The sequence below is a fragment of the Chroococcidiopsis cubana SAG 39.79 genome (assembly GCF_003991895.1).
GTDB classification, from domain to species: Bacteria; Cyanobacteriota; Cyanobacteriia; order Cyanobacteriales; family Chroococcidiopsidaceae; genus Chroococcidiopsis; species Chroococcidiopsis thermalis.
On the sequence record NZ_RSCK01000010.1, the window covers coordinates 1 to 18,958 of the forward strand.

Genomic DNA, 18,958 nt, shown 5'->3' on the forward strand with positions numbered 1-18,958 from the left:
ATTGTCTTTGATGAATTCTTGCCTCAGTGGAATTACACTGCTCAGCCAGAATTACAGGTTATTTAATCCACGATCCTAAGAACCAAGACCAAGGCATAGTAATCAACAAATGGTATGGATCGCGCCAGTAGTAATACCATTTATTAATCCCCTGAACGTTTAACCGTCCATTCTGCCTGACAATCGAAATAATTGGTTTACGGGGGAGACGACGCTTTGCTTTTGTCATTTGTCATTTGTCATTCGTCATTTGTCCTTGGTTGGAGGTGATTCCAACTCATGAATCGCAACTTGTGAGTTAGGCTTTACCAACTACCTCTAGATAGATATTCTGACTTGATTTGGTAAAAGAAGGGAAACAGTTGTTAATAGAGAGTGACTAGTGGCTAGTGACTGGTGACTAGAATTGCTCCTGAAGTTCCTCTGCTTCCTTGTCCCCCTTGTCTTCCTTGTCCCGACTTCTATCTCGTTTTCCGGCGACGACGATCGCGATCTGTTCTCATTCCTTGCTCGTCACGGTTTTTTTCCGTTAGCGGTATGGCATTTTTTGTTGGTACGATGCGAGAACCATATCTTCTAGCATAAACTTGAGTAAATTCTGCACCGAAAAAGAGGATTTGGGCAGCATAGTAAACCCAAACTAAGATAATGACGACTGAACCTGCCGCGCCGTAGGTAGAACCAAAACTACTGTTTCCTAGATACAGTCCCAAAGCAAACCTACCAATTGAGAATAGCAGCGAAGTAACGATCGCGCCGCTCCAAACATCGCTCCAGGCAATTTTGACATCTGGCAAGACTTTGTAAATCAGTCCGAATAGTAGTGTCGTCACGGCAAAAGAGAGGACGAAGTTAGCTATCTGTAACAATGCTCCGATTCCCGGTAGCAAGCTGCCCAAAAAATTAACCAATCCTGATAAACCTGCACTTAAAACCAGGGAAACGAGTAGCAAAAAGCCTACACCGAGTACCATCGTGAATGACAAAAAGCGATCGCGCAAGATGCCGATTAAACCCCGTCCTGGTTTCGGCTGAACTTCCCAAATCGTGTTCAAAGAGTCTTGTAGCTGAGCGAATAAACCAGAAGCGCCAAATAGTAAGACAGCAATACTAATCAGGGAGGCAATGGTTCCTGCTTTAGGTTTACTAGCGCCTTCAATTGCCGTTTCAATAAATTGTGCCCCGTCCCTACCTACCAAACCTTGAATCTGCGTCACAATTTCGCCTCTGGCTGCTTCTTCACCAAAAACTGCTCCAGCAATCGCGATCGCAATAATCAACATCGGGGCGAGGGAAAATACCGTGTAATATGCCAATGCTGCGGCTAGTCGCGAAGCTTTATCTTCGTTCCATTCAGTAAATGTCTCTCGCAATAAACTAATAATTGTCTTAATTCTCACTGCTAAATCTCCTCTTTGCCAGATGCACGGTCATTTTGATGACTATGACAAAATCGGAAATTTTACACATCTCCAAGGAGATAGAAAAAATTTAAATTTGTCTGATTTGATACTCAAAAACTAAATTCTAGTATTGTTAGTCACTATCTCAACTCGGCTAGGTTTATTTCGAGCAAAATTGATGAAGCATCTGCAACATTTTTTTAAAAAGTTATACACTCTCGCTCTCTGCAATCGAAATTACTAGATTATTCTGACGCAAACGGTTTTCATCCTCCTGGAAGAAGAAAGGCGAATTTGCCATAGTTAGCATTTCAGAGAAATCACAAATTTTCATAAATTCAAATTAGAACGAGGGAAGTTAGCAATGGCTAAAGTTAATCCTATCCAGCTGCAAAAGCATCTCAAGGGTATGGAATATCCTGCTTCTAAGCAAGATATTGTGGACTATGCCAAACAACAAGGCGCAGATGATAATGCGATCGCTATTTTAGAACAGTTACCAGAAGAAGAATATGAAACTCCTACTGATGTCAATAAAGCAGTAGGAGAAGTGCAATAGTTAGTTACTATAGCAGTTCTAAATGATTTGTAAAGCAGGCTTCTAGCCTGCTCCACGTTTATGAATTAAATAGGATTGCTATAGTTGTTAATTGTTGGTTGATAGTGCTGCAATTACAAATAGCTGTAGCTATTTTCTAATTGGATGGGGTACGAAGATCTTTAGGGGCGAATAGATGTGCGCCCCTACGAATGTATTTCACTATATAGGAAACGTTATATCAACTAACACCTGTGAAATATTATCGTTTACTAAAGATCGAATAAACCTTGATAAATTTCTAAGTGCTGCTGAGTAATATTTTGCCAGGTAAAATTTTCGCTAAAAGCTCGACTGGCTTTAGCCTGTTGTCTTCGTTTTTCGGGGCAATCGATCAGTTCTATTAATACAGTTGTCAGGGCAGCAACATCATGCGGCGGGACAAGGAATAATGGATGCGTATCTGGTAAATACGACGGCATATAAGTGGCGATCGCTGGTAAACCGTGAGATAAAAGCGACATCAAAGAACTATTATTGAGACTCACATCGCGATCTAACACTCCGATATCCGATCCTGCGAGATAGCGAGACACAATTTCCTCGTCCAAATATCCTGTGAAATGGACGAACGAATGTAATTCGAGTGCGTCAATCGTTGTTTGCAGTTGTGTTAAGTATGTATTATCGTCTTGAATCGTTGATTTTGAGCTATCTTTCCTATCCATCACCAGCAGCCTTGCTTGAGGTTGAGTTGTGAGAACCTGTTTAAAAGCTAGTAGTAAAGTCGCTAACTCCTTCCCAGAATGGAGAAAGCCTAAATAGGTAATGACGAACGTATCTTCATGCCAATTGCAAGTTTGTCGTAAAATCTGGCGTGCTGCACTACTGTCCGTTTCGCTGGCTTGTACGTTAGGAACTTTGGGAACGTGCCACAAACGACGCTCTATATTAGGTAATTTCGCTTGAATTAAGGTTTTTGCTTCCGGCGCGATCGCAATTGTAGCGTTGCTTAACGTTAGCAAAAATCCCCCTTCTCGATCCCACCACGTATACTGGTGCAACCAACCCGAAAATCGAGATAGCAATCCTCGTTGCCACTCCCAATTACCATACTCGTGTACTGTCGTCACGATGGGCGATCGCCACCCAGATAAACGCAATAACAACGGTAGTAACAAGATTGCGGGCTGATGACCGTAAATTTGCGGATGGTACTGAATGTGTACGGCATCCGCACCACTATCCCATACTGCTTTGACCAAAGCCTTTAGATCGACCCACCGCCATCCATGTACGACTCCTAACGCATGAGGATCGTAAGCCGCTTCTGCCGCGTAGTAAGTTGTCAGTACAATAGATTCCACACCGCGATCGCGGAGGGAAGTATGTAGGCGAGCAGTGTAGTCTGAAACACTATCGCTTTCTGGTAAGTACGTACCAGCAATGAAAGCAATGCGGCTCATGGCACAAGACGGCGGGTAGAAGCCAATATCTCCTTCTTGACTCTGGCTTGTACGAGTACGATCACTGCTAACAACTACTATCACGATCGGTAAATAATTTACTATTCTTCGATGATGAAAATAAAGCTGGCAGAGTTCCTAATTCTACAGTAATAATACTGATTTCAAACACCAGAAAGAGAATAATATCAGCGAAATTACGGTCTTTACTTCTTCAGGTATATGCGATCGGTCAAAGATTAGTCAACGAAAAAAGGTGAGCATTGCCCACCTTACACTGTTTTAATCATTAATTTTTAATTTTGGTACGGGAAGGTTTACTCAATAATTCCTACTCAGATAAATATTATGAATTATGAGTCAACCCATTGCTACAAATTTGACTTATGCTCCGTGCTTTCGATACCAATCAATCGTATTGGTCAATCCCTGTCTGAAACCTACTTGAGTCACAAAACCATAGGCTTGTTTTGCCCTTTCGGTATCTAAACAGCGACGGGGTTGACCGTTGGGCTTATCGGTTTGCCAAATAATTTCCCCGTCATATTCCATTAATTCGCAAATTAAATGAATCAAGTCGCGAATTGAAATTTCCTCGCCCGTTCCCAAATTAACAGGTTCGGGGTCGTTATAAAACTGAGTCCCCATGACAATTCCTCGTGCTGCATCTTCTGAGTAGAGAAATTCGCGGGTGGGAGTACCATCACCCCAAACAGGAATTTGCTTGTCTCCCCGTAGTTGAGCTTCATGCACTTTGCGGATCAAAGCTGGGATGACGTGGGAACTCTTAGGGTCGAAGTTATCTTCAGGACCGTATAAGTTGACTGGCAAGAGATAGATACCATTAAAGCCGTACTGTTGGCGATAAGCTTGCAATTGTACTAATAGGGCTTTTTTGGCAATGCCATAGGGGGCGTTGGTTTCCTCTGGGTAGCCATTCCAGAGGTCATCTTCTTTGAATGGAACTGGTGTAAATTTAGGGTAGGCACAGATCGTACCGACACAGACAAACTTTTCCACTCCTGCTTGATAAGCCGAGTGGATCAGTTGCGCCCCCATCATCAAGTTATCGTAAAATAGCTCGGCAGGTTTAGCTTGATTCAGCCCAATACCGCCAACGTGGGCAGCCAGATGAATAATAATATCTTGCTGGTCAACCGCACGCTGACAGTTTTCTAAGACTCGTAAATCGCAATCGCGCGATCGCGTTACGGTAATCTTATTTTTATCTGCACCAGCTTGACATAGTTGGTCTATTACCTGACGACCTAAGAACCCAGCACCACCAGTCACGAGAATGCGTTTGTTGTTTAAATCTAAGGCGGTCATGAGTTCAGCCTCGTAGGTAGGTTTTAGGACTAGGATAGGTAGCTGACCATATCTTGACGGATTGTTGCGATGTCATGGATGACTGAAGCACCATTTCCATTCGGGGCAGATAGACCGATCGCTTTTAAATCTGCGTCCACCATTAAAGCAACAAGCTGCTCGAATGTCACGCTAGGAGTCCATCCCAATTTTTGTCGTGCCTTGGTAGAATCTCCAATTAGTAATTCTACCTCTGCTGGTCTGAGGTAGCGATCGTCAAATTCTACGTAGTCTTGCCAATTTAAATTTACATAGCCAAAAGCTAATTCGAGAAACTCGCGCACGGAATGGGTTTCACCCGTAGAAATTACGTAATCATCAGCTTGAGACTGCTGTAACATCAACCACATTGCCCTTACGTAATCTTTCGCATAGCCCCAGTCGCGCTTTGCGTCTAAGTTACCCATGTAGATTTTCTTCTGCTTACCACCCACAATGCGGGCAACAGCGCGGGTAATTTTGCGCGTCACGAAAGTTTCACCCCGACGCGGGCTTTCGTGGTTAAATAAGATACCGTTACAGGCAAACATCCCATAAGATTCGCGATAGTTGATTGTTTGCCAGTGAGCGTAAACTTTAGCACAAGCGTAAGGACTGCGAGGATAGAAAGGAGTTGATTCTTTTTGCGGAATTTCCTGTACTAATCCATACATTTCTGAAGAACCAGCTTGATAGAACCGAACTTCTATACCCGTCCGGTGTTGGTAATCGCGAATTGCTTCTAATAACCGTAACGTTCCCATGCCTACAGAGTCCACCGTGTATTCAGGGGAGTCAAAGCTAACGCGGACGTGGGATTGAGAACCTAAATTATAGATTTCTATAGGTTTGACTTCTTCTAAAATGCGTCGGAGTGTCGTGCCGTCGGTCAAGTCCCCATAGTGCAGAAACATCCGCACTCCTTCTTTGTGCGGGTCTTCATAAATATGATCGATCCGGTCTGTGTTAAACGTCGAGGTACGGCGAATGATTCCGTGTACCTCATAACCTTGTTCCAACAGAAACTCGCTCAGGTACGAACCGTCTTGACCTGTAATACCAGTAATTAAAGCTCTCTTTGTTTGCGTCATACTTAATACTATATTTTTCTTTTTCCCTAAAACAATAGAGCGAGAACGCTGCTACAACTTAAGCAAATAATGGCAAAATTGCCCTCAGAGAGATCACCTAGTCGTGCAGTTGCCGTCTGGTTGGCGTTAATGCCAGCTTGGCTAAAATACAAATTAACTTAAAGTTTGCTTTTCATTATTAAGTAATTATTGAGTAATTGCAAAGATTGCGTGGATTGAGAGGGCGATCGCTTCAGGCTGCTCGCTCTCGGCACTGTTTAGAACAGCACTAAATATACCGCTCGTAGAAACCGTAGGACAATGGATCGAAAAGAAAAGTAGTGTTTCCGATCGAAAAGGGGCAATTGATGCCCCTAAACGCAAAACTGATAATTTTCAGCAAACCATAACAAATCTCAAATGCTGACGGCTACAAGCTAACGGATACACTTAATAAGCGCCGTTATTTTTTGGTACAATTACCACAAATACCGTCTTTAAAATGACCCACACATCTAGCCACATGCTGTAAGAGCTGGCATAGTGAACGTCTATTTGCACTCTACGATTGTAAGGAATGTCATTTCTGCCCGACACTTGCCACAAACCAGTAATTCCTGGCTTGATGGTTAAGACCTTATCAATATGACGACCATATCGCGGTAGCTCTTCTGCTACCAAAGGTCGGGGACCGACGATACTCATATCACCCATAAGCACGTTCCAAAATTGGGGAAATTCATCTAGGCTAGTTAAGCGCAAAAAATGACCGACTTTGGTAATGCGCGGGTCTTGTTTTAACTTGAAATTATCCTCAAATTCCTGCCGCAATCCTGGCGACGAGGCAATCAATTCTGACAAAATCTCATCAGCATTGGCTACCATAGTACGGAATTTAATACAATAAAAAGGCTTGTGATTCCTGCCTACTCGTTCTTGAACGTAAAAGATCGGTCCAGGCGAACTCAAGGCGATCGAGAAGCCTAACACCAGATAAACTGGCGCAAATAAAATTAGAACGGAAAGCGAAAATAAAACATCGAACAATCTTTTGGCAAACTCTTTATTGAGTCGAGCGAGCAATAAACCCTTCGGTTTAGCTCTGGTTCTAAACGGCTCTTGCCCGCGTTTGACAAAAGCCTGTAACCGCTTGCCAAAGAGGAGTGAGCTTTGGGCTGTCATCATACTCCTAAACCATCCACACCACACATAGTCCCGATCTTAAAGCCAGAAGCACCATTCTGAGGCATATTTAATTTTAGAGGCTGTAAAACCAGCTAAAAATCAACTCCTAAGAACTAGGGACGAAGAACTCCTGACACGAGCGTTCTAGAAAAGCTAAAAACTGCTCTTCAAAGATTTTAGGGGTAAATTGAGTTGCCTGGGTGCGAATGCGATCGGAATCGAACGCTACCCAGTTGGCTTCAAATTTTTCCACAGCTGCCACCAATGCGTCTACTGTTTGCTCTAAAAAAAATATTCCCGTTGCGCTATCGGGGTAGCGGTGCAAGTCTCGCACTGTTTCCAACGCTCCCCCAGCACCCAAGGCGATGACTGGAGTGCCGCAAGCTTGAGCCTCGACGATCGCGATGCCAAAATCCTCTAGAGCTGCATAAACAAACGCTTTTGCTTGAGCCATATATTTCTCTACTACATCATTAGGCTGCGCTCCTAAAATTTGAACGTGCGACTGTGCCAGTTTGCGAATCTCTGGTAGTTCTGAACCCGTACCGATTACGACTAAAGGTTTTTTGAGTTGATTGAAGGCGCGGACAATGGTTGAGACTTGCTTGTAGCTGACCAATCGCGAGACCGTGAGGTAAAAATCTTGTTTGTCTTTCACCACGGGGAAGCGATCGATATCTACAGGCGGATAAATTACTGTAGCAGGACGACGATAGCAGCGCCAAATCCGGCGTGCCGTATGGTGAGAGTTAGCAATGAAATAATCAACACGGTTAGCGGCGATCGCATCCCACTGGCGCAGGTGATGGAGTAAATACCTAGTGGCAATTCCAGGTAGACCGCGACCCATGCGGCTAGAGCGGAGGTAATCGAACGTCATATCCCAAGCAAAGCGCATCGGACTGTGACAATAACAAACATGAAGCTGCTGGGGACTGGCAAGTACGGCTTTGGCAACGGTATGAGACGAAGAAACGATCGCATCATAGGCACGCAAATCTAATTGTTCGATCGCCAACGGCAACAAAGGGAGATATTTCTGTACGCCATTGCGCGAGAACGGTAAGTGTTGCAAAAATGTCGTACCAATTTTGCGTCCGAACAAATAACTTTGGGAATTTGTAGATTCAAAGTCAATCAGTGCATAGAGATCGGCATTGATGCATCTGAGAATTTCTCGCACGACTAATTCCGAACCGCCAGTAGCTTGAGGCGTTAACCACTCATGGACAAGGGCATATTTCAAGGTTACACTTAGCTGAATTTTGACTCTATGAGAATTTATAGCTTAAAAGAGAGTGACTAGTGACTAGAAAAACATCTAGCCACTAGCCACTCACCCCTAAACTGAGAGTAGACGAATTGGGGTTGGGTAATTATGCGAATTTTGATTATGGGTGGTACGCGCTTTATTGGTGTTTACCTAACCAAAATCCTAGTGGCGCAGGGTCATGAAGTGGTGTTGTTTAATCGCGGTAATCGCCCTATTCCAGTTGAGGGGATAACTCAGATTCAAGGCGATCGCACTTCTCCAGAACAATTAAAGGCAAAGCTATCTCAAGAACATTTTGATGCCATTTATGACAATAACGGCAGGGAACTGAGCGATACTCAACCGCTAGCTGAGATCTTTCACGACCGGGTGCAGCACTTTGTCTATATGAGTTCGGCTGGCGTGTACCTCCGCTCCGACCAAATGCCTCACGTAGAAGGCGATCCAGTCGATCCTAAGAGCCGCCACCGAGGAAAATACGAAACAGAGGCATACTTAGCTCAGGTAGGCTTGCCCTTCACGGCAATTCGTCCTACGTATATCTACGGAGCTAGTAACTACAACGATTTGGAAAGCTGGTTTTTCGATCGCATCGTCCGCGATCGACCTATTCCTATTCCCGCTAACGGGCTACATATAACTCAAATGGGTCATGTTGAAGATCTAGCTCAAGCTATGGCTCGGGTATTAGGCAACGAGAGAGCCATAGGGCAGGTTTATAACGTCTCTGGCGATCGCTACGTTACTTTTGATGGTTTAGCTCGCGCTTGCGCTGTAGCTGCCGGAAAATCGCCGGAGGAGCTAGCGATCGTACACTACGAGCCGAAAAATTTCGATTTTGGCAAGCGCAAAGCTTTCCCCTTGCGAGTACAGCATTTTTTCGCCAGTGTCAATAAAGCCATTACAGAACTAAACTGGCAGCCAAAATACGACTTAATTTCTGGGTTAAAAGACTCTTTCCAAAATGACTACATAGCTACTGGACGAGACAAAGCCGAGGTAGATTTTTCTGTAGACGAAGAGATTTTGAAGTGAGGAGTGAGGAGCGAGGAGTGAGGAGTGAGGGAATTTTAGATTTTGAATTGCAATTCTTCCTCGTCCCCCTCGTCCCTCTTGTCCCCCTTGTCTCCCCTGTCCCCCTCAGCTCTCTTGTATTCCCCTCGCTCCTCGTTCCTCGCTCCTCGCTCCTAAAAAGTAAATCAACCCCGAAATCAAAGTCAAAGCGACAGAAAGCCAAAAAACTCCTAGTGCAGGAAGATGCCAAGTTGGGGGTAAGGGAGCGATCAATAAGGCGATCGCGGTAATTTGACTGACTGTTTTGAGTTTGCCCCAAAGATTTGCTCCCGCGATCGCATTTGTGCCTGTCAAGCTAGGAGAAACGCGCCAGCCTGCTATACCCAATTCTCGCGCCAAAATCAAAAATACTCCCCAAGCAGGAAGTTGTCCTAGCTGAATCAGCGATAACAGTGGAGCCAGTACCAGCAATTTGTCTACCAAAGGATCGAGGAATTTCCCCAGTTCAGTGATAGCGTTCAGTTTCCGGGCTAAATAACCATCCAGCCAATCCGTCAAAGCTGCAACCAAAAATACTGTTAAGCAAAACCAACGTGCGGTTGTTGTCGGTACTGGCAAAAGATAAAGCAGCAAAGGCAGGGCTAGAAGTCGAGAGAGAGTGACCCAGTTAGGTATATTCATCTATGCGAATGTGAGGAAATCATGAAGTTTAGATGAAGCTCAAGTCAGTAATTTGAAGAGAAATTGACTGCTGGACAGCTCTATTTTTTGAGTAAAATCTTTGAAGGAGCCAACTTTATATTATCTTTACAAAGTCCGAGTGGAACCAGGTTCTTGATAAAGATTCGGCAAAATGTAAGTTAAAGTACTGTCATTCTAGCCAAGAGAGAGATTATATTCGGGATACAAGTTCAGTAAATCTACTTCGGTAAATCTACCTCAGTAATACTACGATCTATCCGATCCAGGTTTTAGTCGTGACAATGTACCAAGCACCGTTCCCCACCGCCATCAAAACTGTCGAACTTAAGTCTCCCCAGACACTAGATGCAGTTCATCCATCAGCCAGATCGGCTTTTAAGAGATGTTTGGACATCGTTGGCAGCTTAGTCGGACTGTCGATCTTGGCAGTTATCTTCATCCCTTTAGCGATCGCCATTAAGTTAGACAGCCCAGGACCAATTTTTTACGGACAAGAGCGCTACGGACTGCAAGGAAAAACATTCCGTATGTGGAAGTTTCGTTCAATGGTTCCCAACGCAGACGCACTGAAGTCTCAAGTGCAAAATGAAGCATCGGGACTAATTTTCAAAAACACGCAAGACCCAAGAATTACGAGAGTGGGTCGTTTCTTAAGAAGCACCAGCCTAGACGAACTACCCCAATTTTGGAACGTATTAGTTGGAGACATGAGTTTAGTGGGTACTCGTCCACCAACTGCTGACGAAGTTGCTCAGTACAACGATCGCCACTGGCAAAGATTAAACGTGAAGCCGGGATTAACAGGAGAGTGGCAAGTCAGCGGACGCTCTAGCATTAAAGATTTTGAAGAGATTGTCAATCTCGACCTGCGCTACCAAAAAATGTGGCATCCCTTCTACGACTTGTTTATTATTGCTAAGACTGTGTACGTAATTTTTGCTAAAGTAGGTGCTTGCTAAGCAGCGGTTAACGATCGGCAACCAGTTGATATAGAATTCCTTGGGGGACGACCAGCCTGTATACGGCTGGTTTTTATTATGTCTAAATTATAAATGTAGGGGCGCATAGCTATGCGCCCCTACAAACATTATTACCACGAGATTTGCGATCGCTCTCGTACGACTTGTTGATACACTGCTTGGGTTTGTCGGGCTAACTTGCTCCAATTAAAGCGGCGATCTAAATCCTCATATGCATTGTCAACTAACCATTGCCGATAACCAGGATTTTTCAAAACCTCTAAAATTCCCCATGCCAGGGAGTCAGAGTTATTCGTCCAAGTCACAACTCCAGTCTTAGTATGCTGCACGACTTCTGGAAATCCGCCAGTATCGGAGACAACGACAGGCACGCGGGCAGCAAAGCTTTCTAGGGCAACAATACCAAACGGTTCGTAAAGGCTAGGAAACACGGCACAATCAGCTACCGCTTGGAATTTATCAAGAAAGTCATCGTACATAAAGCCCGTGAAATAGCATTTGTGCCAAATACCTAGATCCCAAGCTTGCCGCTTCAAAGCTTCGGTATTACCACCACCAACGAGTACGAATTTAGCACGACCTCCCATTTCCCACAGCACTTTGGGAGCTGCATTCAGCATTACGGATACGCCTTTTTCGTAAGTCATACGACCGACGTAGTAAACGATCTTCTCATCATCGTCAGCATATTGACGGCGGAAGTGCCAATAATCAAAATCTTGCCGTCTGTGCTTCTTTTCAGGACGGATACCGTTATAGATTACGTCGATTTTGTCCCAAGGACTCGCTAGCGCCCGTTCTACTTCGCGCCGCATGTAGTCGGTACAGACGATAATTCGCCAAGCATCATAAGCGAGTAATTGCTCTTTGCCATTGATGTAGCGCTGTTCTTCGGTATAGATACCGTTGTAACGACCGTGTTCTGTAGCGTGAATGGTGGCAATCAGCGGGATTTTAAAATTATGCTTGAGGGCGATCGCCGCATCTGCTACCAACCAGTCATGGGCGTGGATTAGATCGAACGGTTCTTCTTCTAAGATCAACTTTGCACCGTGGCTACCCATGCTCTCATTCATGTTCGCCACCCAATGGAAAAAGTCATTTCCCCAGGCAACGGGAACCCGGTGTACGTGGATTCCCTCAAAAAGCTCGTACATTGGTGCATGACCGAATTCCACTGTCACCATGTGGACTTCATGTCCTAGTTTGACGAGTTCGGGGTATAATTCCCCAACATGACGAGCAATGCCTCCTACAATGCGCGGCGGAAATTCCCAGCTTAATACGAGTATTTTCATCGACCCCAATCCCTGCGACTTACTTGCTGCTTACCTAAATCTATCAATCTATCTAAATGTATAGGATTGGGAATTGAATGAGTATTATCACTCAATTCTTCACAAAAATTAACTGTGTTGGTTTAGATTATAAGACTGCGATCGCCCCCCATTACCGATTACCAATTACCAATTGCCAAATTACAAATTTTGCCGAAAAGCCAACCAAGCAGATGTGGCTTCGGGAAGTGAAGTGACACCTTTATGCAGCAAAATGACTCCATCTTGAAAGCCGACGATTCCATATTCGCCAGTATTAAAGAGCCGATCGATCAGTTTTACAATGTCTTGCAACTGCTGGCGATCGCCCGTGAAAGCTACTTGATATTGTTGCAGTTGCCAGAGGTCGGCAATTATATACTCTACCTGAATGACTTCCCTGGCATCGTTACGCAATTGCAATCCTGGTAGACGCAGAATCTCGCGACGGCTGGAAAGGTGAGGCACGATATGGGTCGTTGCCGATACACTGGCTTGTGGGGGAATTTGTGCTAGCAGCGATCGCATTTGGTTGACGTGTTGCCATTGACGCGGGAGGGAAATATGTACCCAAGGTTGAATCGAGTCGGGAATTAAAAAGTAAAGCGTCCGATTGGGATTGTAGGCAATTGTAATTACGAGGGAAAGGCAAATACATCCAATCCAGAAGCGCTGAAACTTGGGCTTAAAGACTTTAGGATGCATTGACCACCACAAAATCGCGCCGTAAAATAATCCTGGGACGACACTCATGGCATAGCGAATCGTAATTGCTAGAACGGATTCACCTTGACCTAAGAATAGTTTCAAAAGAGGGAAACCCGCGATCGCCCAAGCCGTGCCAGAAAGCGCGGGAACGAAAGCCAAAGGCAACCACTGCCCTAGTAAATACAAAAATGTCCCAGGAAAAGGAGCGATCAATTCTACGAGCAATCGCCAAGGATTGCTGACAATGCCCCAAATAATCTCAACGGTAGAAGCATCTTCCCCAGTGGCATACTGTCCGAATCGCTCCATCATGAAACGCTTGGAAATATCCTCTGAAAATAGCGGCATGATCAGATTTGTCAAAGCCAGCATGTAGCCAAAACTAAGAATGCAAGTCGCTAAACCAGCACGGGGAAAGCGCCGACTTAAAACCATATAAGCGCCTACCCCAAATAACCCAATGCCGCTATCTTCTCTCACAGCTAAAAGCAACACTGCCAACAACCAAAATACCCACCACTTGCGCTTTTCCATTGCCAGCAGAATACCAAACGTCAATAAAGGTATTTGGCTGATGTCGTGGAAATTGGTTAAAGTTGGAGCAACAACAGCGATCGCGCCATAAAAACTGACGCCAACCATCGCCGCTAAGAGTGGTTCGAGATACAAGCGAGCCAAGAAATATAAAACAATCCCAGCAGCGGTTACTAGAGCGACCTGTAACACGCTCAAAGTCGCCGGGGAGGGGAAAAGGGCATATAGCGGTAGCCAAACGAGTAAGGCAGGGGTAAAATGCTGTCCTAGACGATGGTAGTAAACCTCTGGGATTTCTCCAGCATGGACGACATTCGTGGAGAGGCTGGAAGAAAGAGAACTCTGGAAAAATCTACCGTGAATCCCATTCCAGAAAACTTGATTAAATATGCCCTGGTCGAAAGTAGCATAGAAGCTATAGTACCGATGTAAGACCAGAATTAATCCCACGAGCAAAAAAGCGATCGCACCACCGAGGAATAAATGGGTTCCTGGCTGCTTTTGCCATTTCAATAACATGACTCACTCACACTTAAATTAGGAAGACAAGGGAGACAAGGGAGACAAGGGAGACAAGGGGGACAAGGGGGACAAGGGGGACAAGGGGGACAAGGAGGACAAGGAGGACAAGGGGGACAAGGGAGACAAGGGAGACAAGGGAGACAAGGGGGACAAGGGAGAATTAATTGCACGCTTGCTACTCGCTAATCACCAGTCAAGCAAGGATCTATCAAGCTCAAGCGACATCTCGGTATTTAGAATATAGTCTTTTGACACGCTCCTCACATCCCTGGTAGAGAAACACCTACAATCGAATAGTGACGACTTGAAGCCAAGATTGATTTTCACTAGGTCGATCTACATTAATTTGTATGCGCTGTAGTTATCAGAACTGCTCGTAAGAACAATTTTGCTATTTTTGACTTTTAATTTTTGACTTTTGACTTTTCTTTCCCATGCCTACTGCGCTTGCCGATACCAAAAACTTGCTCGCTGATGCGATCGCAAAATACTCTCACAAAGTCGATTATTTACTCATTCGCCTCGAAGAGTCCCAGGGAACAGATATTATGCTGCGGGGGAATAAGATAGAAACATTGAGCGAAGGAATTTCTATCGGCGGACAAGTTCGCGCGTGCTACAAAGGCGGTTGGGGATTGAGTAGCTTTAATCAGTTGTCCCAGTTCAACTCTCGCATCGAAGAAGCGATCGCGGCAGCACGAATAGTAGGTAATGATGAAACCCTACTAGCAGATATAGAACCAGTGCAAGCCACCTGCTTTGTCCCCTTAATGGGAACCGATCCGCGTCACGTTCCGCTAGCACAAAAAAAGGAATTGTGCGATCGCTATGGCGAAATTCTCAAAAGCGCCAGCGATCGAATTACGACTACGTCAGTCCGCTACGGTGATATTTGCCAACGAGTTATCATCACCAGTTCGGAAGGAACGTTAATCGATCAATCTTGGGTGGATATGGAAATGCGCTTTGCTGCAACTGCACGCGATGGCGATACAGTCCAGACAGGTAGAGAAACCACTGGTTCTCGCAAGGCTTATGAGGATTTAGTGAATTTGGATGCCCAAGTCCAAAGTGCAGCTCAAAGGGCTGTAGCGGCTCTTTCTCTACCTTCAGTTAAAGGCAATACTTATACTGTCGTGATCGATCCGATCCTCGCTGGTTTATTCGTTCACGAAGCCTTCGGGCATCTTTCTGAAGCAGATATGGCGTATGAAAACCCCGATCTGCTAGAAGTTATGAGCATGGGACGGCGCTTTGGACCCAAGGAGCTACAAATTTTTGATGGTGCAGCACCCCAAGGGCATCGCGGTAGTTATTTCTACGACGATGAAGGGACTCCGGCGACAACGACGCAATTAATTCAAGATGGCGTTTTGGTGGGTAGACTCCATTCACGCGAAACCGCTGGCAAGTTGGGAGAAACGCCCACGGGAAACGCTCGTTGTCTCAGCTATCACTACGCTCCCATCGTCCGCATGACAAACACTTGGATCGAGCGGGGAAGGACACCAGTGGCAGATTTATTTACCGATATTAAAGACGGAGTATACGCCCGCAACTGGTTGGGAGGGATGACTAATGGTGAAATGTTTACCTTCAGCGCGGGAGAAGCTTGGATAATCCGCAATGGTAAACTTGCCGAACCCGTGCGAGATGTCACACTGTCGGGAAATGTCTTTCAAACCCTAGCAGATATCGAGGCGATTGGAGATGATTTCTACTGGGATGAATCTGGTGGCTGCGGTAAAGGCGGGCAAAATGGTTTACCCGTTGGTTGCGGTGGTCCCAGTTTGAGAATTCGGAATGTGGTTGTAGGTGGAGAAGCGTATTGAATTCGGAATTCGGAATTCCGAAATCGGAATTAAATGTTTACTTCTCGTTCTTTGCGCCATTCTTTTAGAATTAAAGCCGATCGCAGAAGAAAAATTAGTAGAAAGATCCCCGCGATCGCATCTGACCAAATTAATAAATGCATCTTTCCAGAAAATACATGTTGAGCTGAATAAAAGTAATGTCCTGGGCTAGAAAGTCCAGTTATAGAATAAATTCCTAAACATGCATACGCAGCCAAAAACATATCTTTAACGTACAATAAATAACCGACAACGCCAAATATTGTTAATACACTCCACGCAAGATAAATACTGTTAGGAGTAATCCAAGTAGGTTGGGAATATTTGTCATAGTTTACAAAATTATCAATGTAGTGAAGAATAGTTGAAATTCCATTAACAATTAGTAGAGCAAGTAGTAAAATTCGGTTTTTCTGAGTATTCATCTTGCTATTTGTCCTAATTCTTCATCTTTTATTGGTCGCGCAAAGCCGCGAAGACACAAAGAAAGCTTTGCGACTTTGCGTCTTTGCGCGACAATTTTAATACAGCTTACTCTACAAGGCAAAAACAACAGTCGTCTTGTCAAATCTTCTCAAAAATAGTCAAATCTTGCTCAAATGCGATCGCGATACTTTTTGGGGGTAACGCCTGTATGCTTACGAAAAATACTCGTAAAACGACTTTGATCGTGAAAGCCAACTTGTAAAGCAATATCAGCAATAGATAAGTCTTGCTTTGCTAGTAAAGATTTTGCTGCTTGAATGCGACAATTAAGTAAATATTGATGTGGAGAAAAACCAGTTGATTGCTTGAATAATCTAGCAAAATGATGGGGACTAATTTGTGCTAACGCGGCTAATTCAACTAAACTTAAATTTTTCTCTAAATGAGTTTGAATATAATCAATGACTTTTCTTAGTTTTGATTTAGGTAAACCTCCAGAAACTTCTTTTAGAGTAGAGGTTTGGGTAGAATAATGACGAACAATATGAGCAGCTAACATTGTGGTTGCTGACTCAGCGTAAAGGCGATCGCCCCCTCCACTAGATTCTAATTCTGTTTTCAGCGCCATGCCAATACTATAAATTAGCGGATCGTTAATAGCAGATTGAGGAATAATTTTATAGCAATCAATATTTATAGAATTATCTACAAAACGGTTTAATGTTTGCGGATCGAGATCGATTTCAATAAATTCAATTTCATCATTCCAATTTACTATATGCGGGGCAAATGCCGGGTAAATTCCAACTACACCCTTGGTATAAGTTTTTTGTTGCCAGCGCCCCTCTGCTTGCAATTCTACGTTTACAGGTTGCCCTGTATAAATCGTAATTGTGTGTTGTAAAAATGTTGCTTCAGGGGTTTCCCAGGCAGGCTGACGATAATACCCGACGTGAATGCCATCCCAATCTCGATTGGCGCTAGAAAGAATGGGCGCGACTGGTAGTATGGGAAAAATTGTCCCTTGCTGAAACGTGTCAACGACTAAAGGACTTTTTGTCATCGATCGTTGGTCATTGGTTATTGATGGTGATTCTCTTTAAATTATCAGAGTGAAAAATGTAATAAGGGCATACATTTGTATGCCCCTGCGATCGCGAATATGAGTGAAAATTATTTATAACTGGTTCCGCTCTACGACTCGTTTTGAGATGTGCGGTTTTTTCAGCGGTTTTTTAAATTGGGCAAAACTGTTATTGGTAATTACAGAAATTGCCCGTGCATACTGGGGGTCTTGCCGCGTTGCAATTGAAGAAGGATTTGCAGCTAGCTGGCGTTTCTGAGCGTCGTTCAAGTCGATTTTAATATCTGGTGTAATGCCTTTATGACTAATATCCGTACCTTTAGGCGTGTAGTAATGGGCAACTGTTACTGCTAGTCCCGAACCATCGGACAGAGAATGGACTGATTGGACTAAAGCCTTACCAAAGGTTTGGCTACCAACTACGACAGCGCGTTGATGATCTTGCAATGCTCCCGCTAAAATTTCACTGGCACTGGCAGAATTACCATTGACCAAAACAACTAGAGGGCGCTGAGTCAGTGCGGTTTGATTGGCTGGTATTTCTTGACTAGCTCCCTGTCGGTCTACTGTTTTGACGATAGAGCCTTTATTCAGCCACATCCGTGAGATTTCTACCCCTGCTTGCAGCAAGCCACCTGGATTATCGCGTAAATCCAGAACGAAGGCATTCACATTCTGGCGATTCAGGTCTTGAATTGCTTTTTGCATCTGCTCTGAAGCATGAGCGCTAAATTCCCGCAAGCTAATATAACCAACCCGCTTATTGCCCTCCCGCTTTAGGGTGTGTGTAACTGTAGGCAGCTCAATTTTCGCCCGCGTTAGCTTGAGGTCGAAGGCACTTTTGCCTTGCCGCTCGATTTTCAATGTGACAGGCGTACCTGCTTTGCCCCGAATTAGGCTTGAGGCAGCCTGCACGTCCATTTGTTGAGTTGGTTTACCATCAATTGCGACTATTTTGTCCCCGGCTTTAACTCCCGCTTTGACAGCAGGGGAATTTTGAATAGTCTCAACTACAGTTAAACGCTTAGTTTGTTTATTTAATTCCATCCGAATCCCCACTCCAGTAACTTCTCCTGAAGTTTGGCTCGTCAATGCCTCATACTGCTTGGGGTCGAGAAAGCGAGTATATGGGTCGTTCAGCTTAGCCAGCGCGACTCGGACAGCGGCGTAAGCTTGTTCGCGGTTAGTATATTCTCTACTTAATAAATCTTGTCTCGTTGCTTGCCAGTCTGTCTTGTTGAACGTGCCATCCACATATTCTCTAGTAACGAGTTGCCAAACTTCGTCAACTAAAGCTTTAGGGCTATTTTGCATCAGTGCGGCACGGACAGAACCACACCAGGGAGATAGCGCCAGAAACGATGTAGTGGCGATCGCTCCACCAAACAGAGCAAGTTGTAGGGAGGAGAGGCGTTTAATATATTGCATGAGGTTAGCAAGCAGAGGTTAGCAAATCGAAAGCTATATTGCTCATTACCCAACGGGTTGAGACAGAGTAGATTTCTTTTGAATATACACCCAGATAGCGTGTGATGGC

At 44.5% G+C, this 18,958-nt stretch carries 17 protein-coding genes; 4 read left to right on the forward strand and 13 right to left on the reverse strand.

All coding sequences use genetic code 11. The features are described 5' to 3' along the window. Nucleotides 1-58: 58 nt before the first annotated feature. Both DSM107010_RS08790 and DSM107010_RS08795 read right to left on the reverse strand, forming a co-directional pair. Entirely contained in the window at nucleotides 59-229 is a 171-nt protein-coding gene (locus DSM107010_RS08790) for a hypothetical protein (RefSeq protein WP_241994162.1), read from the reverse strand. 232 nt (nucleotides 230-461) lie between these two features. Beyond that, nucleotides 462-1,400, reverse strand: a complete 939-nt coding sequence (locus tag DSM107010_RS08795; protein ID WP_106168570.1) for a YihY/virulence factor BrkB family protein — start codon at nucleotides 1,398-1,400, stop codon at nucleotides 462-464. Nucleotides 1,401-1,767: 367 nt separating this feature from the next. On the opposite strand from DSM107010_RS08795, the gene DSM107010_RS08800 reads away from it, so the two are divergent. Then, nucleotides 1,768-1,962 carry a DUF2795 domain-containing protein gene (locus DSM107010_RS08800; RefSeq protein ID WP_015155093.1) on the forward strand — a complete coding sequence of 65 codons (195 nt, stop codon included), beginning with the start codon at nucleotides 1,768-1,770 and terminating at the stop codon, nucleotides 1,960-1,962. Nucleotides 1,963-2,213: 251 nt separating this feature from the next. On the opposite strand, the gene DSM107010_RS08805 is transcribed toward DSM107010_RS08800, so the two are convergent. The 5 genes from DSM107010_RS08805 to DSM107010_RS08825 form a co-directional block, all read right to left on the reverse strand. Next, nucleotides 2,214-3,491, reverse strand: a complete 1,278-nt coding sequence (locus tag DSM107010_RS08805; protein ID WP_127022787.1) for a glycosyltransferase family 4 protein — start codon at nucleotides 3,489-3,491, stop codon at nucleotides 2,214-2,216. Nucleotides 3,492-3,791: 300 nt separating this feature from the next. Further along, complete coding sequence (locus DSM107010_RS08810; protein ID WP_106168568.1) at nucleotides 3,792-4,736, reverse strand: GDP-L-fucose synthase family protein; 945 nt, start codon at nucleotides 4,734-4,736, stop codon at nucleotides 3,792-3,794. A gap of 29 nt (nucleotides 4,737-4,765) precedes the next feature. Further along, entirely contained in the window at nucleotides 4,766-5,845 is a 1,080-nt protein-coding gene (gene gmd / locus DSM107010_RS08815) for a GDP-mannose 4,6-dehydratase (protein ID WP_015155096.1), read from the reverse strand. A gap of 429 nt (nucleotides 5,846-6,274) precedes the next feature. Continuing rightward, entirely contained in the window at nucleotides 6,275-7,006 is a 732-nt protein-coding gene (locus DSM107010_RS08820; RefSeq protein ID WP_015155097.1) for an undecaprenyl-phosphate galactose phosphotransferase family protein, read from the reverse strand. A gap of 109 nt (nucleotides 7,007-7,115) precedes the next feature. Continuing rightward, the gene (locus tag DSM107010_RS08825) at nucleotides 7,116-8,255 is read right to left on the reverse strand and encodes a glycosyltransferase (RefSeq protein ID WP_015155098.1); all 1,140 of its coding nucleotides are present in this window, start codon (nucleotides 8,253-8,255) and stop codon (nucleotides 7,116-7,118) included. A gap of 132 nt (nucleotides 8,256-8,387) precedes the next feature. Here DSM107010_RS08825 and DSM107010_RS08830 point away from each other — a divergent pair, with 132 nt between their 5' ends. Beyond that, nucleotides 8,388-9,317 (forward strand): NAD-dependent epimerase/dehydratase family protein, encoded by a 930-nt coding sequence (locus tag DSM107010_RS08830; protein WP_106168567.1) that lies wholly within the window; start codon nucleotides 8,388-8,390, stop codon nucleotides 9,315-9,317. Nucleotides 9,318-9,422: 105 nt separating this feature from the next. Here DSM107010_RS08830 and pgsA read toward each other — a convergent pair whose 3' ends face one another. Next, nucleotides 9,423-9,977 carry a CDP-diacylglycerol--glycerol-3-phosphate 3-phosphatidyltransferase gene (gene pgsA / locus DSM107010_RS08835; protein WP_015155100.1) on the reverse strand — a complete coding sequence of 185 codons (555 nt, stop codon included), beginning with the start codon at nucleotides 9,975-9,977 and terminating at the stop codon, nucleotides 9,423-9,425. Nucleotides 9,978-10,279: 302 nt separating this feature from the next. Between pgsA and DSM107010_RS08840 the strand changes: the two genes are divergently transcribed. Further along, nucleotides 10,280-10,957 (forward strand): sugar transferase, encoded by a 678-nt coding sequence (locus DSM107010_RS08840; RefSeq protein ID WP_015155101.1) that lies wholly within the window; start codon nucleotides 10,280-10,282, stop codon nucleotides 10,955-10,957. A gap of 131 nt (nucleotides 10,958-11,088) precedes the next feature. Here the strand turns inward: DSM107010_RS08840 and DSM107010_RS08845 are convergent, their stop codons facing one another. After that, nucleotides 11,089-12,276 carry a glycosyltransferase family 4 protein gene (locus DSM107010_RS08845; RefSeq protein WP_015155102.1) on the reverse strand — a complete coding sequence of 396 codons (1,188 nt, stop codon included), beginning with the start codon at nucleotides 12,274-12,276 and terminating at the stop codon, nucleotides 11,089-11,091. A gap of 180 nt (nucleotides 12,277-12,456) precedes the next feature. Further along, nucleotides 12,457-14,055 carry a DUF2079 domain-containing protein gene (locus DSM107010_RS08850; protein ID WP_106170065.1) on the reverse strand — a complete coding sequence of 533 codons (1,599 nt, stop codon included), beginning with the start codon at nucleotides 14,053-14,055 and terminating at the stop codon, nucleotides 12,457-12,459. Between the two features lie 437 nt (nucleotides 14,056-14,492). Here DSM107010_RS08850 and DSM107010_RS08855 point away from each other — a divergent pair, with 437 nt between their 5' ends. Beyond that, nucleotides 14,493-15,890, forward strand: coding sequence for a TldD/PmbA family protein (locus DSM107010_RS08855; protein WP_106171216.1), 1,398 nt, complete (start codon nucleotides 14,493-14,495; stop codon nucleotides 15,888-15,890). Nucleotides 15,891-15,919: 29 nt separating this feature from the next. On the opposite strand, the gene DSM107010_RS08860 is transcribed toward DSM107010_RS08855, so the two are convergent. From DSM107010_RS08860 to ctpB, 3 genes are all read right to left on the reverse strand, one after another. Beyond that, a complete protein-coding gene (locus tag DSM107010_RS08860) occupies nucleotides 15,920-16,336 on the reverse strand; it encodes a hypothetical protein (RefSeq protein ID WP_106171214.1) in 417 nt (138 codons plus the stop codon). A 170-nt stretch (nucleotides 16,337-16,506) separates the two neighbouring features. Next, entirely contained in the window at nucleotides 16,507-17,400 is an 894-nt protein-coding gene (locus DSM107010_RS08865; protein ID WP_106218890.1) for a helix-turn-helix domain-containing protein, read from the reverse strand. Between the two features lie 114 nt (nucleotides 17,401-17,514). Further along, entirely contained in the window at nucleotides 17,515-18,849 is a 1,335-nt protein-coding gene (ctpB, locus tag DSM107010_RS08870) for a carboxyl-terminal processing protease CtpB (protein ID WP_106218889.1), read from the reverse strand. Nucleotides 18,850-18,958 lie beyond the last annotated feature (109 nt).

Excerpts from the sequence above, each read along its gene's own strand:
- DSM107010_RS08855 (WP_106171216.1), top strand. The coding sequence starts at position 14,493 with ATGCCTACTGCGCTTGCCGATACCAAAAACTTGCTCGCTGATGCGATC.
- gmd (WP_015155096.1), bottom strand. The coding sequence starts at position 5,845 with ATGACGCAAACAAAGAGAGCTTTAATTACTGGTATTACAGGTCAAGAC.
- DSM107010_RS08830 (WP_106168567.1), top strand. The coding sequence starts at position 8,388 with ATGCGAATTTTGATTATGGGTGGTACGCGCTTTATTGGTGTTTACCTA.
- DSM107010_RS08860 (WP_106171214.1), bottom strand. The coding sequence starts at position 16,336 with ATGAATACTCAGAAAAACCGAATTTTACTACTTGCTCTACTAATTGTT.
- pgsA (WP_015155100.1), bottom strand. The coding sequence starts at position 9,977 with ATGAATATACCTAACTGGGTCACTCTCTCTCGACTTCTAGCCCTGCCT.
- DSM107010_RS08810 (WP_106168568.1), bottom strand. The coding sequence starts at position 4,736 with ATGACCGCCTTAGATTTAAACAACAAACGCATTCTCGTGACTGGTGGT.
- DSM107010_RS08800 (WP_015155093.1), top strand. The coding sequence starts at position 1,768 with ATGGCTAAAGTTAATCCTATCCAGCTGCAAAAGCATCTCAAGGGTATG.
- DSM107010_RS08840 (WP_015155101.1), top strand. The coding sequence starts at position 10,280 with ATGTACCAAGCACCGTTCCCCACCGCCATCAAAACTGTCGAACTTAAG.
- ctpB (WP_106218889.1), bottom strand. The coding sequence starts at position 18,849 with ATGCAATATATTAAACGCCTCTCCTCCCTACAACTTGCTCTGTTTGGT.
- DSM107010_RS08820 (WP_015155097.1), bottom strand. The coding sequence starts at position 7,006 with ATGACAGCCCAAAGCTCACTCCTCTTTGGCAAGCGGTTACAGGCTTTT.
- DSM107010_RS08790 (WP_241994162.1), bottom strand. The coding sequence starts at position 229 with ATGACAAAAGCAAAGCGTCGTCTCCCCCGTAAACCAATTATTTCGATT.
- DSM107010_RS08850 (WP_106170065.1), bottom strand. The coding sequence starts at position 14,055 with ATGTTATTGAAATGGCAAAAGCAGCCAGGAACCCATTTATTCCTCGGT.
- DSM107010_RS08845 (WP_015155102.1), bottom strand. The coding sequence starts at position 12,276 with ATGAAAATACTCGTATTAAGCTGGGAATTTCCGCCGCGCATTGTAGGA.
- DSM107010_RS08865 (WP_106218890.1), bottom strand. The coding sequence starts at position 17,400 with ATGACAAAAAGTCCTTTAGTCGTTGACACGTTTCAGCAAGGGACAATT.